Raw genomic sequence first — 15,493 nt, 5'->3', positions numbered from 1 at the left:
TTAAATCTTATTTTTTAACGAGTTGTTTCGTTACAAACCCCGTTGTATAAATACCCTCTTTGAACACTTCGTCTTCCAAAACTTGCAGTAGCATTGGCGTGTTCGTTTTAATACCTTCTACTTTTAATTCTTCTAGAGCATCATGTAATTTCGAAATTGCTTCTTCACGAGTCTCGCCATGTGCAATGACTTTCGCAATCATTGGATCATAGAAAGGTGTAATCGTTACATGATTTTCTAAGAAGTGATCAATCCGTACATTTGACGGTAATGTTAAATCTGTAATTTTCCCAGGTGATGGGAAGAATGTTTTCGGATCCTCTGCATAAATACGAGCTTCAATGGCATGACCACTACGTTTTACATCATCCTGAGTAAATGATAGTTTCTCTCCACTTGCGATAAGGAGTTGCTGTTCTACAAGGTCTAATCCCGTAATTTCTTCTGTCACTGGATGCTCTACTTGTAATCTCGTATTCATCTCTAAGAAATAGAAGTTCTTCTGATCATCTACAAGAAACTCAACTGTACCTGCATTTGTATAGCCAAGTGCTTTGGCAGCTTGTACAGCAACTTCTCCCATCGCCTTTCGTGTACCTTCATCTAAAAATGGTGAAGGTGCTTCTTCGATTACTTTTTGATTTCGGCGCTGTACCGAACATTCACGCTCCCATAAATACACTGTGTTACCATGTGTATCTGCTAAAAGCTGAATTTCAATATGATGCGCATCTGCTATATATCGCTCTAAATACATTTCTCCGTTACCAAAGAAGTTTTGCGCTCTTGTTTTATTACTTTCAAACGCTTTGGTGAGCGTTTGCTCAGTTTCCATCAACTGCATACCAATGCCTCCGCCGCCTGCGGATGCCTTAAGCATTAAGGGATAACCAATTTGTTTTGCAATTTCAATTGCTTCTTCAGCAGTTTCAATATTTGTAGTAATACCTGGGACTACTGGGACATCTGCTGCTTGCATTGCGATACGTGATTCGATTTTACTTCCCATCTTCGTAATGATTTCTTCTGAAGGACCGATAAATACGATTCCTTCTTCTTTGCAACGAACCGGAAAAGACGGATTCTCTGATAATAAACCATAACCCGGATGAATCGCTTCTGCATTTGTCTTCTTAGCTATTTCAATAATTTTTTCAAGGTTTAAATAACTTTCTTGAACACGCGGTCCACCTACTAAGTAAGCTTCATTTGCCATCTTCACATGAAGGGCATTTTCATCTGCTTCAGAATAAATAGCAACAGTGCGTATGCCAAGTTTTTGACAAGTTTTCATAATACGAACAGCAATTTCCCCGCGATTCGCAATTAATATTTTTTGAAACATAGTGATTCCTCCCTTTTATCTACATCCTAAATGTCTAGCAATTACGAGACGTTGAATTTCAGAAGTTCCTTCACCAATTTCTAATAGTTTCGCATCACGAATATGTCGTTCAACTTCATATTCACGCATATAACCATATCCACCATGAATCTGTACTGCTTGATTCGCAATACGGCTTGCTGCTTCCGATGCAAATAGTTTTGCCATTGCCGCTTCTTTGCCGAAAGGTTTATCGTTATCTTTTAACCAAGCTGCTTTATGTACTAAATTGCGTGCTAGCTCTACTTCAGTCGCCATATCAGCTAATTTAAATTGAATCGCTTGGAAATTAGAGATTGACTTTCCAAATTGTTGACGTTCTTTCGCATATTGTAATGCACGTTCAAAGGCTGATTGCGCAATACCAACTGCCAATGCAGCGATTGAAATACGCCCTCCATCAAGTGTATATAAAAATTGTTTAAAGCCTTTATTTACATCACCAAGAATATTTTCTTTCGGTACACGAACACCATCAAGTACGATTTCACAAGTATTAGAAGCGCGAACACCCATCTTATCGTAAGGACTTGAAATCGTTAATCCTTCACTCGTAGTAGGCACGATAAATGCAGAAATACGTTTTCTACCATTCTCTTCAATACCGTTGACAGCGGTTACTATAATTGTATTTGCATACTCTGCGTTTGTAATCCAACACTTCTCACCACTGATTACATACTCATCACCATCTAATACCGCTTTCGTTTGAGTACCACCTGCATCTGATCCAGCATTCGGCTCCGTTAATCCGAAGGCACCTAATGTTTTACCTGACGCCATTGGAACTAAATACTTTTGTTTTTGTTCTTCTGTACCGAAATAATAAATTGGAGAAGCACCTAATGAAATTGTTGCAGCATAGCTTAAACCGGTGCCACCACAAGCGCGACCAATTTCTTCAACTGCTAAAGCATACGATACTGTATCGCCACCTGAACCTCCATACTCTTCTGGGAATGGGATGCCTAGTAATCCTAGTTCGCCCATTTTTTGAAATGTTTCATATGGAAACTCTGCAGTTTTGTCATAATATACAGCTTTCGGTGCGATTTCCTTTTCAGCAAAGTCACGTACCATTTCTTTAATCATTTGTTTTTCGCGAGTTAGAGTAAATTCCATTCCGCTACACACCCCTTATCGAATATTGAGTTTCGACAGCGTGCGAGTTTCTACTACAAACATAACAACTTAAAAGACAAGAATATTAGTTAGACAATTGCTATAATTCTGTCATAACTTAATTTTAAAACAGATTCTGTACTAATGCACAAAAAAATTCCTACATTGTTCTACAACAACATAGGAGGTTTTGTGTCGAATTATGTAATTTATTGTTTAATAATCTCTACCTTTTCCGGAATCAGAAATTTCTACTAATGCTTCAGGATATGGTTCGAAATATGTTTGTCTTAATAAATACTTTTCATCAAATCGAATAGCCCATGATTTTAAAATTGTAAGTAAACTACTAAGTGGTATTTTCTTTTCTGCATACTTTTGTAACAGTTCTATAAAATGATCTTTTTCTTGTTTTTTTAACTTTGTTTTAAAATATCCAAAAATGTGCTCGCATACATTTACATTCGATGTATAACGGGGCGCACGCATAAATAATTCATATAAAGTCTTCTCATAGTTTTCAAATACCACTTCAATCTTTTCATTTTTTTGATTTGCAATTATACGACCTAATTCCTTTTGTTTCACCTGATTATATGCCATAAATAAATATTTATTATCCGACTGAAACGATACAAGTTCTTTCATATTTTTATTGTGTTTAATCATTTTGTAATATGCGATTGTAAATAGCCTTGTAAAGAAATGCTCTCTAATAATAAAATTCGACAATCTACCTTCCTCTTCAATAGGAAGATACGAAAAATTTTTTACTACTGCTCCGCCAAATAAGCCAGCTCCTTTTCCCTTTGCTGGCGCTTTTTCAAAACCAGAATAAATTTTCACATCACGCGTACCACAACTTGGTGAACGATTCTTTAAAATAAAACCATCCACATCCGATATCGTTTGTAAAAAGTCATTTGAAAACTGCTCCATTTTTTCAGTTACATCTTCTCGTGTCGACGGTTGCACAAGTCTATTCTCACCATTTTCTTCTACAATTCGTATCGTTTCACGAGGAGTCCCCAATCCAATCTCGACTTCTGGACAAACAGGTATAAATGTAACAAATGGCTGCAAATTTCGTATTGTTACATCTGGAATCATCTCTCCATTATAACGACAAGCATCAAATTCTAAACATTTACTTACGACGATTGTAGGTTTTGCAAATTGTCGCATCTTATTACCTCCTTATTACTAGTCCGTATAATATAAATTGTACTAAGATTAACATTTTAAGCAAAGTTTGATTCAGTTATTTTTATGAGAAATATAAATCCAATGATACATTAACAATCATTCAACTCTATTTTCTATAAATGTGCGCCCTATTAATGAGGGTTTAGATATTGTGAAATGAATAATACACACATGCTTCGGAGAAATTAATGATTAAGAAAGGAGGGATTGTTATGAAAAAGAAATTATCATCTATTTTGAGTGTTTTAACACTATCTATTATGTTTTTAGGTACATCTACGCAAGCTGAATACGATGGAAATAATATGAATAGAGTTAATAACACTGATATTTCAACTCGAGTAAATGACAATAACTTAGACAGAGTTAATAATGATGTAAGAACTCGAAATGTAAATACAACAAATGATTTAAATGATAATCGTGATAAAAATAATAATTGGGCTTGGCTTGGTTTATTAGGACTAGCAGGATTATTAGGTCTTAGAAGAAGAGACAAAGAAACACGCTGATTTAGAATGTTTTTAGTAAACAAGCACTTATTTATCAAAAATATATAATGAAAATAAATCGCCTTTTTAAAGGCGATTTATTTTTACTTAAAAGTAATGTATGTAATTCACACTTCAACGATTAAAATCGTGGAGTTAATCCATACAATATAAATTGAATCGTATTTTCAATTTCCGCTTCATCATTCCATTTTTCTTCAGGCAATAATAAAAATCGTGTTAATAATAAACCTAATACAGCTGATAAAGTAAGACGTAGTACGGAAGATGGTGATATCTCAATAATTTCCCCTTCTTCTTGAAATTTCACAATCAACTTTTTGAAATGTGAAAACAGTTCTGTTTCTACTAATTGCTGTATTTCATTTTTCAGTTCTGGTTGGAATGGCACCTCTTGAATTAATATTTTTATCATAGGAAAGTGTTTTTGAGCAAATTTAAACCTATTATGAATTACAACCCTTAAAAGTCTTTCATATGATTCATACTCCGATTTAAATATTTCTTTTGCAAAGGTTTGTACGAAAAATGGTGCAGCGAACTTAGTTAAAGTTGGCATTACGACCGCTAGTAATAAATCTTTTTTCGTCTTATAGTAGCGGAAGATTGTTCCTTCCGCTACACCAGCCCGTTTTGCAATTTCACTTGTTGAAGTTGAAGCGTATCCTTTTTCTCCAAACATATCAACAGCCGCCTCTAATATTCGCATTTGACGTTCATTTCTTTTATCCGTATTAGTTGCAGCTATTAATTCCTCCAGCCAATCCTTCTGCATTTATAAAGCTCCTTTTTGTCATTATTATATTTTGCGATGTTTCTTTAAAGCAAATACATTTCCTACTGCAAATAATATTGAAAAAAGTAATAATACAGCAAGATCTAATGCAATCTCTGTAAACCCTTGATTCCGAATCATCACTTGTCTCATTGCGTCAGCGCCGTATGTGAGTGGAAATACTTTCCCTAACATTTGTAGCCACTTGTTCATAGATTCCATTGGAAACAATCCAGAAAAGAAGATTTGTGGCACAATAACAAGCGGTATAAATTGAATCATTTGAAATTCATTATTTGCGTATGCCGATAAAAACGTACCTAATGTTAGTGCAGTTAAAGAGAGCATACATGTAATAAGTAGCGTTAGCCATATAGATCCAGCTACGTATAAATCTAAAATATAAACGGAAAAACTTACGATAATAATGGATTGTATAAAGGCAAAGATTCCAAAACCAATAATATAACCTGCGACTATTTCCCATCTTCTTATTGGGGTGGATAATAACCTTTCTAGCGTACCACTTAAACGTTCTCTTACGAAGGATACACCTGATAATATAAATACAAAGAAAAATGTAAAGAAACCAATTAATACAGGACCAAGCCCATCAAACATCGTAAAGTCTTTAGAGCCATGTAAAAAATTTACTTCAGGTTTCATAATCGATACATCATTCTTCTCTGTGCTTTTTTGCAATACTTGAAGTACAGCACGATTTTTTGACGAATCACTACCTTCCAACAGAAGTTTCATTTTTCCATTCTCTATTCGAAGTATTGCATCTACCTTTTGTTTTTCTAACTCAGAAATCGCGTTTTCTTTACTGTATTCATAAATTGACGCTTCTTGATTTTTCATCACTTTTACTATTTGAGCGGGCATATCAACAACAGCAATTTGCGGTATATAGTCTTTTTGTGTAAACACTAGCGATAATAGCCAAAGTAATAACATTGGTGCCCCAAACATCATCGCTAACGAACGCTTATCTCGAAAAAATTGGCGAATAATACGAATGATTACACCAGTAACTCTCATGATGACACCACCTCTTCCAACAAAAAGACATCTTCAATCCGTCCAGATGACACGCGTTTTTTCAATTCTTCAGTTGTTCCAACCGCAACTAGTTTCCCTTCTCTAATTAATCCTAGACGCTCACAAAATTCAGCTTCATCCATAATGTGCGTCGTTACAATAATCGTTGTGCCTTTCTTTTTAAGATCATAAAATTTTTCCCAAATCGTTTTCCTAAGAAGCGGATCTATCCCCACTGTAGGCTCATCTAAAATTAATATTTCTGGTTCATGGAGGAGTGCTATTGCTAATGATAAGCGTTTTTTCATTCCACCTGAAAATTGTTGTACTTGCTTTTTCATATACTGTGACAATTGTACAAGTTCAAAAACCTCTGCAATTCTTGTCTTTTTACTTTTTCCCTTTAATCCATACATCGTTGCTATAAAATCTGCATTTTCATATGCTGACAATTCTTCATATAATGCATCCGCCTGGGCCATATAACCAATTCGTTTCATTTCATTTAAATTAGGCATATTAGTATTATTAACAAGTACTTCACCTTTCGTTGCCTCATTAATACCTGCAATCATTTTAATGAGCGTTGTTTTCCCCGATCCAGAAGGTCCAACAAAACCAAAAATCTCTGCTTTTTCAACTTGCAATGAAAGATTGTGTAACACTTCTTTTTTTCCAAAACTTTTTGATACAGTCCGTAAAATAATTGAAGGTTGTTGCACGTTTCATCCTCCTTTTCCAATAAAAATGAGTGAGTACTCACTTTTATTTTACTCTTGCTTAATTATATGTCAAACTTCGTTGATTAGTATGTATGTTCAATCACCGATATTAAAAAATGAAACAGAGTCGACATTAGAATTTCATTTCCTAAAGTCGACTCTGTTTCATTTAAACTATAAATTTCACTTTACGTTTTTAAATTCATATACTTCCGAATTCTAGCAACGTCTAAAGAATATTCGATAACTAATTGCTGTAACGGTAAAATAACTGTGTCAGGATATAAATGTGCATATTGTAATGTTTCTGCATATTTTTCTAACCTTTTTTCTAAATACTTTATTATTTGATCAGGATGACTTACTAATAAACATTTACAATAATAATGGATTTGTTCCTCAATCGCCGTGTATTCTTCAATTTCATATTCTTTATGCATGTGTACACCCCTTTAAGTTTTTTATATGAATTACTTATCACAATTTTCACTCGACAAATTTTAAGTTTTTTGATTATTTACACTATAACAAACACTGAGGGTCAAATTTTGTTACTTTATGTAACGTAGAAAATTTTTAACAAAATTGTAATGTTTACTCCTGCAAAATACAGAAAGCCCCTTTACTCATTTTTGTATAAAAAAAATCGTACAGCTTAATTTAGCTGCACGACTACAATTTCTGGCCTATTCAAAATCCTTTGCGGAATGATACTATTTCCTAATCCTCTACTCACTACCATTGATGTATTTTGTTCTACATATAAACCCGCTGTATATTTAGGTAAAACACCTTGATTTGGCGCAACTAATCCTCCGATAAATGGCAATCTAACTTGCCCTCCATGAGCATGTCCCGATAAAACCAAATCCAACCTCTCATTCGTATATTCCTTTATAAATTCAGGCCGATGGGATAATAATACATTATATTTATCTGGCTGCATTTCAATTTTCGCTTTTTTAATTTCATCTATTATAATATTTCCTTCATCACGGTTTCCAGTAACAAACTCTGGATCATCAATACCGAGCAAGTTTATTTCTTGCTCACCCTTTCGAATGCCTACATGTTCATTCCTTAAAACATTGACATCATATTTCTTCAACTCTTTTTCTAAATTGTTATACTTTCCAGACCATTGTTCATGGTTTCCTGTCACAAAATATACAGGATATTTCTTTACAATTTCTCGTATTAATTGCATACTAACTTCTGCATCGCATGATTTACTGTCAATTAAATCACCCGTAATCGCAATAATATCTGGGTCTATACTTTTTATTTTTTGAATTAACACATCTTGATTATCGCCAAATTTTTTATTGTGTAAGTCTGAAATTTGTAGAATTTTATACCCTTTAAAAGAGGATGGTATTTTACTAGAGGTTATTTTAACCTCAGTTATACTTATTAAATTGTTCTGTAAATATAAAAAGATACTACAACCTACTAATGTAGCAATAAGTAATATACTTCTTTTAATCTTCTTGCTCATATTCCCTCCTAAAATCTTCATCAATACTACAATTCTCAAAAACATTTCAATAGATTATTCTTTTTATCTAACGGTTCTCTTTTAAAGTGAAATCGATTTAACTACGATAATCAAGTACAAGTTTCTAATTTTAGGAACTGAAGAACTTATATCACTCTGTTGAAGTAAACATGCCCGGTTCTGTTCTAATCGTAACTCTATCATATAACATTAAAGCCGAAATTCCCAAGTTAAGGAATTTCAGCTTTTTGAGTTCGTATGAATATCTTAGTTTTAGTTCTATGTATCTTGCCGTTGTACATCATAGTACATACCAGTTGTCTCTCTATATGTGGTGAGTTTTTTATCTTTTTCAATAATCAACTATGTATAAAACATTTAACTTAGTTAATACCCTTAATGAATATCATGCTTTTTAAAGTTTCCGCCTTGTACTTCCGCAACATCATATACAGTGACAAAGGCATTTTCATCAATTTCATGAATAAGTTCCTTCATTGTTTCTAAATTTTAAAATTATGTAGCGTCATTCCATTCAGACTTCAATATTGAATATTGATATTCATCAATCCACTGCCCTTTTAGCATGTAATTCTGTAATAAATGACCTTCTCTCCTCAACCCCACTCGTTCTAGTACAGAAATAGACTTATTATTTCGAACGTCCGAAAATGCAATCACTTTATGTTTCCGTAATGAATGAAATATGTAATTCAGTAAGGCACAAACAGCTTCAGTTGCATAGCCTTTCCCCTGATATTCTGGAGAAAGAGTAAATCCAATTTCTACGATGCGAGGTTCATTTACAAGTGTGTGAAGTGCACAATCTCCAATTATTTTGTTATTTTCAGCCAAAGCAATTGCGAACTGGAACCAAGTACCTGGTAGATTAGGATTATTTTTAACTTGTTCATTTACAAACGTTTTAGCCTCATGATATTGATAATTAACCCATGACTGAAATCTAGCCACTTCTGGATTAGAACGATAAAAATGAAAGTAGTTAGTGTCATCCATACTAAACCTTCTCAAAACAAGACAATCTGTTCTCCAAAAGACTTGATTGTCATTCTCCATAACTATTCACCCTCTTTTCTACATTAATTATATCTTTATAATACATAGGTATAAATAGTTTACATGCTTATAAAAAAGCGATTCTTTTCACATTAAAAAGAATCGCTTTCCAAGTTCTTATTTTTAATTATATTACATAAAGAATTGAAAGATTATTACTTAAGAGCCTTAACTATAACTTCCGTTGCCTCTGCAATGAGTTGATTATCATAGCTAGCCTCTTTCTCATCTTTACTAGATAAAATTGCGATGATAATTGGTGCTCTATTCGGAGGCCAAACGATAGCAATATCATTTCTTGTTCCGTAACTGCCAGCACCTGATTTATCTCCAACTACCCAGTCAGTTGGTACGCCTGCACGAATAAGTTTGTCCCCAGTAGCATTTCCTTTCATCCACTCTGTAAGAATTTTACGTTTTTCAGCTGGAAGTGCATTTCCGACCGTAAAAGCTTTAAGATTCGTAGCAGTTGCTTTCGCTGTACTAGTGTCACGAATGTCTCCTGGAATAGCTTCGTTTAATTCTGTTTCAAAGCGATCAGACATAGTAACCCGATCCCCCATCTTTCTAAGCGCTTTTTCATATCCTTTAGGTCCGCCTATTTTATTAAATAAAATGTTCCCTGCAGTATTATCACTTGAACGAACAGCAGCCTCAGCAATTTCTCCTAGTTTCATTCCAGTATCTACATGTTTCTCTGTAACAGGTGAATAATCCACTAAGTCTTCTTTCGTAAATGTGATTACTTCATTTAATGTATCAATTGAGTTTTGCTGTAGTAATACTCCTGCTGCTAAAGCCTTGTAGGTTGATGCGAAGGCAAATCTTTCGTTAGATCGATAAGAAATTGTTTGATTTGTACCAGTATCAATCGCATATACACCTACTCGAGCATCAAATTTTTTCTCAAGTTGAGAGAACTCTTTATGCGTCGCCTGATTTTTATGTTTCACTTGTCCAGTCTTTTCTTTCGCTTCAACTTGCAGTGCCCCTCCTGTAAAAGCTTCTAGGCTTGTAATACTTAAACCTAATATACCAACGCATATTCCTATTTTTAGCATCCTCTTATTTTTCAAAATCATCATTCCTTCCAAATTTTTAGCACCTTTTTATACGTACACATAATAGACAATCACCGAACCAAATTTGTTCCATAAACTAAAAAAATTATAGCTAGTATGAGAGTTATTAACAAAATAAGAGATAGTAGCTACGACGCCTCTATCTCCTATTTCATATTTCATATTTTTACTTATAAATGGCTTTATATGAACAGGTTCTTTCCCTGAGAAAAGTACTCTAATTTTGCTTAGAACTACCTGTACTAGTAGCTTCACCATGTATACGTTGCTGTTTCAAATCAAAGTATACATCTAATACTTCCTTTCCGATTATAGAATTAATTCCATTTTTATCATCATGAAGCCATGGAACTACTACGGAAAATGCTACTTCTGGATTATCATATGGAGCATATCCAACTAACGTTAAGTTGTAACATTCCATACGTTCTCCTTTTGCATTTCTACCAATCGGGTCATCTCCACCATATACAGTTTGGGCTGTTCCTGTCTTTCCTGCTGGTTTATATGGCGCGTTTTTGAAATATTTCACGCCAGTTCCATCACCTTCTTGGAATACCCATCTAAACCCTTCTTTTATCCGATCAATATGTTCTTTCTTCATATCAATTCGATTTAATACGACAGGCTCTATGGAACGTATAACTTTGCCAACCTCTTCTTTTATTGATTGTTCTCGTATTTCTTGTACAATTTGAGGTTGCATTCTATAACCACCATTCGCAATCGTTGAAATATATTGCGCTAATTGCAACGGCGTATACGTATCATACTGACCGATAGAAAAATCTAGTAAAAACCCAGGTTGACTATCTACTTTTCTCGTTTGTCCAATTATTTCATTCGGTAAATCAATACCTGTTGGGACACCTAAACCAAATTGCTTGAAATAATAGCGCATCGTATCAAATGCTCCTTGTTTAATATCCAATGAGCCATTTGGTACGTAATTAACTCCCGCAATTTTTAAAGCTGTCTGGAACATGTATACATTCGAAGATACTTGTAAAGCCCGTAAATCATTAATATTACCAAATCCGGATACATTCCACGATTTCTTAGCTTGTGTACCTTTAAATTTCATCGGCGCGTCATAAAATTGATCTCCTGGATGTATTGCGCCTGTCTCATATCCAGTTAATAAAGTAGCACCTTTTACAGCTGACCCTAGCTCATACGAAGTTGTCATGTTTCCTAATGCCAAATCCTCAACTTCTATTTTCCCTTCTTTTTCTACAATCTTTTTGCCTGCCATTGATAAAATTTGTCCGTTATTTGGATTCGTCATGACAACAAAAGCTCGATCGAGCAGTGGCTCTGAACTCTTAAAAGCTCTCAAGTTTTTCTCTATACTTTCTTCCACTTTCTTTTGTAATTCCATATCAATCGTTAATGTTAAACTATTGCCACTTTTTCCTTTAGAGATTATTTCTGTGCTAACAATGTTTCCTGATTTATCAGTAATATTTTTCACTTCTTCTTTTGTGCCGTGTAATACATCTTCATATCGTTGTTCAATATAACTTTTTCCAACACGATCATTACGGTTATATCCACGTACTAAATAAGAATCTAAATTTTCTTTCGGTAATCCTTCTTCACTACTCGTAATATTTCCTAATACAGAACGAAATAAATTACCGTTTACATAATTACGTTCCCAATCAACAGTTGCATCTACTCCTGGAAAATTCGCAAGATTTTCGCTTATCCGCGCATACTCTTCATCTGTTACATCTTTTTTAATGATTTGTGGTGTTAGTTGATAACCTGAACTCATTTTACTTTTAATAACTAACACCTTTAAATCTTGTGCTGTTAATTCTGCTAATTCTACCTCTGTAACACGACCTCGTCTTAAGTCTTCTATTTTTTTATCTAACTCTTTTCCCTCTATACCCTTTTCTTTAAACTTTTCTATATCTTTCTTAGTAATCTTTGTCTCCGCACGTTTCGAATTCAACTGCATCCAAAAATCTTTTTTATCGATATCTGTTAATTTATTTATATCTTGTTCAGGCATTTCAAGTACTTTCGCCAAGTCTTTTGCTGTTTTTAAAATATCTTCACTCGTAATTCCCTTCACCCTTGTATACGTAATTGTGCGAAGAGATTTATTATTAACAACTGTTTTCCCTTCTCGATCTAAAATTTGTCCACGTGGAACTGGAATACTAGTTATTGCATTTTGACTACTTTCCACTTGGTTCTTATAAGCCTCTCCCTCAACGATTTGTACCTTTCCTAGCTGCATAATAATAGCTGAGAATAGTACAAATATGCAAAGGAACATTATATTTAATCGAATAGATATATATGTCTTCTGCTTGTTGCCTTTTTGTTCTTTCATAAATCCTCCATTTAATCCTTTCAGAAATTGCTACAAATACTAAAAGCATTCCTTATATATTAGATACCGATAATCGGTTATAAATATTGCCTCAATTTTTTTGCTTAATCCTTGTAAGCAACCATTTCTTTTCGTTTAGATACGGAATTAATAACTCTCCCTTCCTGTTTTCTCTCTATTTTTTTTGCCACTTGCATGAGAAGTGCTAAACTGTATAATGACTCTTATTAAACTCACATATAAACTTGCTAGTAAATTTTCATGCTAATTATTCCTTTCTTCATGCTGTAATACTTAATAGACAACCTAAACAATAAAGTTGTTCCACATTTACAAAAAAAATAATTAAATATAAGATGAAATAGGCTACATAAGGGAGGGTTATATGTTACATATAAAAAGATGGAGATTTTTTGCGGTTTTTTCTATCGTAGGTTTGATTTTACTAATTTTATTAAAAATCAACTTCATTTCAATTACTATCGCAACTTCTTCAGCTGAAAGAGGAAAGATTTTTGATCAAAATGGTGTAATACTAGCTACAAATAAGAAAGTTAAGTCTCTATATTGCACTTCTAATGACGAAAAGCTATCGAAACAAGATACATCAAACACATTAGCTTTTTTTAATCAATTTTCAAGCGAATTTCAACATGATATTTCTACAGAGAACATAAAATCTCAATTACAACAATCTTGTAAAAAGCAGACTATGAATGATATACCGTTATACTCTGATATAACTGAGAATGAACTTGCATTCATAAACAAAAACAAACCCAATAATGTAATAATTAAAGATGAATGGATTCGATATTATCCTAAACACGAAATTGGTTCACAAGTAATTGGGTATGTAGAAAATGACCTTAATTCAAAGCATTTGGCTGTTGGAAAAAGCGGGATTGAGCTGCAATATGAAAATGATTTAAAAGGAAAACCAGGTAAAACTCTTATTTTTAAATTGAATAATAAAAAGTTCTTATGGAACATTCAAAACGTACAAAAAGGTAAAGATGTACGGCTAGCTTTAGACTCTGAGTTGCAGCAAAAGGCAGAAGAAGCATTAAAATCTCAAATTAAGAAAACACCTGATGCTAAAGCTGGTTATGCTGTAGTGAGCGATGCGAAAACTGGCGCAATTTTAACTATGGCCAACTCGGTAGTTTTTGATCCAAATATATTAAATACACATGTATCTTCTAGAAAAGAAAACATTAAATCTCTTTCGCAAAATAAAGCAATTCAAAAATTAAAGTATGGTGAATCTTATGTAAATATGGCTTCTACTATAAAACCACTTACTATTTTAATTGGATTAAATGAAAAGCTTTTCCAACCCGAAGATACTTATTTAGATAAAGGTACTTTTCAGTATGATAATCAAAATAACATTACGAATGCGCCTGGAACACCAACAGGGGAGATTACACCGAGGCAGGCTATCATTAATTCATCTAACACATTTATGACAGCAAAAGTAGCTCTGCCCCTATTCAACCAAAATAATGGGAATATAGAAAAAGTGGCACATATATGGACAGATTATTTAATGCAATTCGGCCTACGTTCTAAAACCGGGATTGATTTACCCTTTGAAGAAGACGGACAATATGAATTCCATCCATCTAATAAGTTTGAAAATGGAATCTCCGCTTTATTAAACGCCTCTTGGGGAGGAAATGAAGTGCATACCCCTCTTCAACTCGCTCAATATGCAGCAACTTTGGCAAGTAAAGGTGATAAATATAAACCTCAAACTGTAAGTGCAATTATTAGTCCGGACGGTAAGGAAACAAAAAAGTTTAAACCAATTTTAGAAAGTTCAAATCGTTACCCGATGACCTTTTGGAGTGTCGTGCAAGGTGGAATGAGTCAAAATATAGAGGAAATTAAAAAGTTGCCCTTTGACGTCGCAGGTAAAACAGGTATTACAGGTTTTCCGAATGAGCAAGAAAGAATGATAAATCATTCTCTTTTCATTGCATATGCTCCTACCGAAGATCCACAAATTGCCGTTTCTGTCGTTATTCCTGGTAGTAATTCAGAAAAAAACATCGCTGCTCTCGTTACATCAGAAATTTTAGAGTCTTGGCATACACTTCAAAAAGAGAATAAAAACAAAGAGGAAGGTTCATTAAAGTGAACCTTCCTCTTTTACCAAATAGAATCTATATTTATTATTTTCCATTCACCATTATCATTTTTTTCGAACATAAATGAATACTTAATATCAGTTAAAACATACTCTTTTTGTACGTATCCAGTATTGCCATTAATTGTCGATATTTTTATATATCCATCATTTTGCACTTTTTCTGGAATCCAAGCTTTTACCATTTCATTAGATACTTCATATAACACTTGTGATTCTCGTTTTGGTTCAGCTAAAATTTTCGTTTTATTTCCAGTAACCGTTGCATATATAAAATGCGCTTGCTTTGGTTGGTTACTTTCTGTCAATCCACTTGGTACTTTGTATACTTTTTTTGTATCATTTGCAAACTCTCCCCCCATTGTAAGAGCGACTTGCAACTCATGAAAAATATCTTCATCAAACTTCAGTTCATCCTTTTTATAACTCTTCCCTTTAAATAGAACTTCATCATTTAACGCTTTGTACAGGTCATTTTCATTTTTTGAGTTCGTACTTTGATATAGTTCATTCATAAATTGTTTTAATGATGGATCTTGAGCAGACTCATCTTTTGTTTTAGGCTT

At 33.7% G+C, this 15,493-nt stretch carries 14 protein-coding genes and 1 pseudogene; 2 read left to right on the top strand and 13 right to left on the bottom strand.

Going from position 1 to position 15,493, the window contains the following annotated elements; genetic code table 11:
* Positions 1-7 precede the first annotated feature (7 nt).
* The 3 genes from AC1Q8L_RS14065 to AC1Q8L_RS14055 all read right to left on the bottom strand — a co-directional run bounded on the left by AC1Q8L_RS14065 (position 8) and on the right by AC1Q8L_RS14055 (position 3,691).
* Entirely contained in the window at positions 8-1,345 is a 1,338-nt protein-coding gene (locus tag AC1Q8L_RS14065; protein WP_000486742.1) for an acetyl-CoA carboxylase biotin carboxylase subunit, read from the bottom strand.
* A 15-nt stretch (positions 1,346-1,360) separates the two neighbouring features.
* Positions 1,361-2,506, bottom strand: coding sequence for an acyl-CoA dehydrogenase (locus AC1Q8L_RS14060; protein WP_000397279.1), 1,146 nt, complete (start codon positions 2,504-2,506; stop codon positions 1,361-1,363).
* A gap of 216 nt (positions 2,507-2,722) precedes the next feature.
* Positions 2,723-3,691, bottom strand: a complete 969-nt coding sequence (locus AC1Q8L_RS14055) for a YbgA family protein (protein WP_001248644.1) — start codon at positions 3,689-3,691, stop codon at positions 2,723-2,725.
* A gap of 233 nt (positions 3,692-3,924) precedes the next feature.
* On the opposite strand from AC1Q8L_RS14055, the gene AC1Q8L_RS14050 reads away from it, so the two are divergent.
* Entirely contained in the window at positions 3,925-4,224 is a 300-nt protein-coding gene (locus tag AC1Q8L_RS14050; RefSeq protein WP_000728159.1) for a WGxxGxxG family protein, read from the top strand.
* 121 nt (positions 4,225-4,345) lie between these two features.
* Here AC1Q8L_RS14050 and AC1Q8L_RS14045 read toward each other — a convergent pair whose 3' ends face one another.
* The 9 genes and pseudogenes from AC1Q8L_RS14045 to AC1Q8L_RS14005 form a co-directional block, all read right to left on the bottom strand.
* Positions 4,346-4,999 carry a TetR/AcrR family transcriptional regulator gene (locus AC1Q8L_RS14045; RefSeq protein WP_001168196.1) on the bottom strand — a complete coding sequence of 218 codons (654 nt, stop codon included), beginning with the start codon at positions 4,997-4,999 and terminating at the stop codon, positions 4,346-4,348.
* Positions 5,000-5,023: 24 nt separating this feature from the next.
* Entirely contained in the window at positions 5,024-6,043 is a 1,020-nt protein-coding gene (locus AC1Q8L_RS14040; RefSeq protein ID WP_001266734.1) for an ABC transporter permease, read from the bottom strand.
* A complete protein-coding gene (locus AC1Q8L_RS14035) occupies positions 6,040-6,765 on the bottom strand; it encodes an ABC transporter ATP-binding protein (protein WP_001187075.1) in 726 nt (241 codons plus the stop codon). The genes AC1Q8L_RS14040 and AC1Q8L_RS14035 overlap by 4 nt, the downstream gene beginning before the upstream one ends.
* Before the next feature lie 188 nt (positions 6,766-6,953).
* Positions 6,954-7,205 (bottom strand): hypothetical protein, encoded by a 252-nt coding sequence (locus tag AC1Q8L_RS14030; RefSeq protein ID WP_000548621.1) that lies wholly within the window; start codon positions 7,203-7,205, stop codon positions 6,954-6,956.
* A gap of 215 nt (positions 7,206-7,420) precedes the next feature.
* Complete coding sequence (locus AC1Q8L_RS14025) at positions 7,421-8,263, bottom strand: metallophosphoesterase (RefSeq protein WP_000037685.1); 843 nt, start codon at positions 8,261-8,263, stop codon at positions 7,421-7,423.
* Positions 8,264-8,659: 396 nt separating this feature from the next.
* Positions 8,660-8,761, bottom strand: a pseudogene (locus AC1Q8L_RS14020) (DUF2179 domain-containing protein); the annotation flags it as partial.
* 18 nt (positions 8,762-8,779) lie between these two features.
* The gene (locus AC1Q8L_RS14015) at positions 8,780-9,340 is read right to left on the bottom strand and encodes a GNAT family N-acetyltransferase (RefSeq protein ID WP_025118371.1); all 561 of its coding nucleotides are present in this window, start codon (positions 9,338-9,340) and stop codon (positions 8,780-8,782) included.
* Between the two features lie 155 nt (positions 9,341-9,495).
* Entirely contained in the window at positions 9,496-10,422 is a 927-nt protein-coding gene (gene bla / locus AC1Q8L_RS14010) for a class A beta-lactamase Bla1 (protein WP_002094022.1), read from the bottom strand.
* Positions 10,423-10,639: 217 nt separating this feature from the next.
* Positions 10,640-12,772 (bottom strand): peptidoglycan D,D-transpeptidase FtsI family protein, encoded by a 2,133-nt coding sequence (locus AC1Q8L_RS14005; protein ID WP_025118372.1) that lies wholly within the window; start codon positions 12,770-12,772, stop codon positions 10,640-10,642.
* A 385-nt stretch (positions 12,773-13,157) separates the two neighbouring features.
* On the opposite strand from AC1Q8L_RS14005, the gene AC1Q8L_RS14000 reads away from it, so the two are divergent.
* Positions 13,158-14,918 carry a peptidoglycan D,D-transpeptidase FtsI family protein gene (locus AC1Q8L_RS14000; RefSeq protein WP_000902381.1) on the top strand — a complete coding sequence of 587 codons (1,761 nt, stop codon included), beginning with the start codon at positions 13,158-13,160 and terminating at the stop codon, positions 14,916-14,918.
* An 11-nt stretch (positions 14,919-14,929) separates the two neighbouring features.
* Here the strand turns inward: AC1Q8L_RS14000 and AC1Q8L_RS13995 are convergent.
* On the bottom strand, positions 14,930-15,493 hold a 564-nt coding region (locus tag AC1Q8L_RS13995; protein WP_492339447.1), incomplete at its 5' end, for an SH3 domain-containing protein.

The organism is Bacillus sp. GW823-FHT06A11, assembly GCF_058795355.1.
This window is presented reverse-complemented; position numbering and strand designations above follow the sequence as displayed.

Coding starts and splice junctions, on each gene's coding strand:
- AC1Q8L_RS14065 (WP_000486742.1), bottom strand. CDS start 1,345: ATGTTTCAAAAAATATTAATTGCGAATCGCGGGGAAATTGCTGTTCGT.
- AC1Q8L_RS14060 (WP_000397279.1), bottom strand. CDS start 2,506: ATGGAATTTACTCTAACTCGCGAAAAACAAATGATTAAAGAAATGGTA.
- AC1Q8L_RS14055 (WP_001248644.1), bottom strand. CDS start 3,691: ATGCGACAATTTGCAAAACCTACAATCGTCGTAAGTAAATGTTTAGAA.
- AC1Q8L_RS14050 (WP_000728159.1), top strand. CDS start 3,925: ATGAAAAAGAAATTATCATCTATTTTGAGTGTTTTAACACTATCTATT.
- AC1Q8L_RS14045 (WP_001168196.1), bottom strand. CDS start 4,999: ATGCAGAAGGATTGGCTGGAGGAATTAATAGCTGCAACTAATACGGAT.
- AC1Q8L_RS14040 (WP_001266734.1), bottom strand. CDS start 6,043: ATGAGAGTTACTGGTGTAATCATTCGTATTATTCGCCAATTTTTTCGA.
- AC1Q8L_RS14030 (WP_000548621.1), bottom strand. CDS start 7,205: ATGCATAAAGAATATGAAATTGAAGAATACACGGCGATTGAGGAACAA.
- AC1Q8L_RS14025 (WP_000037685.1), bottom strand. CDS start 8,263: ATGAGCAAGAAGATTAAAAGAAGTATATTACTTATTGCTACATTAGTA.
- AC1Q8L_RS14015 (WP_025118371.1), bottom strand. CDS start 9,340: ATGGAGAATGACAATCAAGTCTTTTGGAGAACAGATTGTCTTGTTTTG.
- bla (WP_002094022.1), bottom strand. CDS start 10,422: ATGATTTTGAAAAATAAGAGGATGCTAAAAATAGGAATATGCGTTGGT.
- AC1Q8L_RS14005 (WP_025118372.1), bottom strand. CDS start 12,772: ATGAAAGAACAAAAAGGCAACAAGCAGAAGACATATATATCTATTCGA.
- AC1Q8L_RS14000 (WP_000902381.1), top strand. CDS start 13,158: ATGTTACATATAAAAAGATGGAGATTTTTTGCGGTTTTTTCTATCGTA.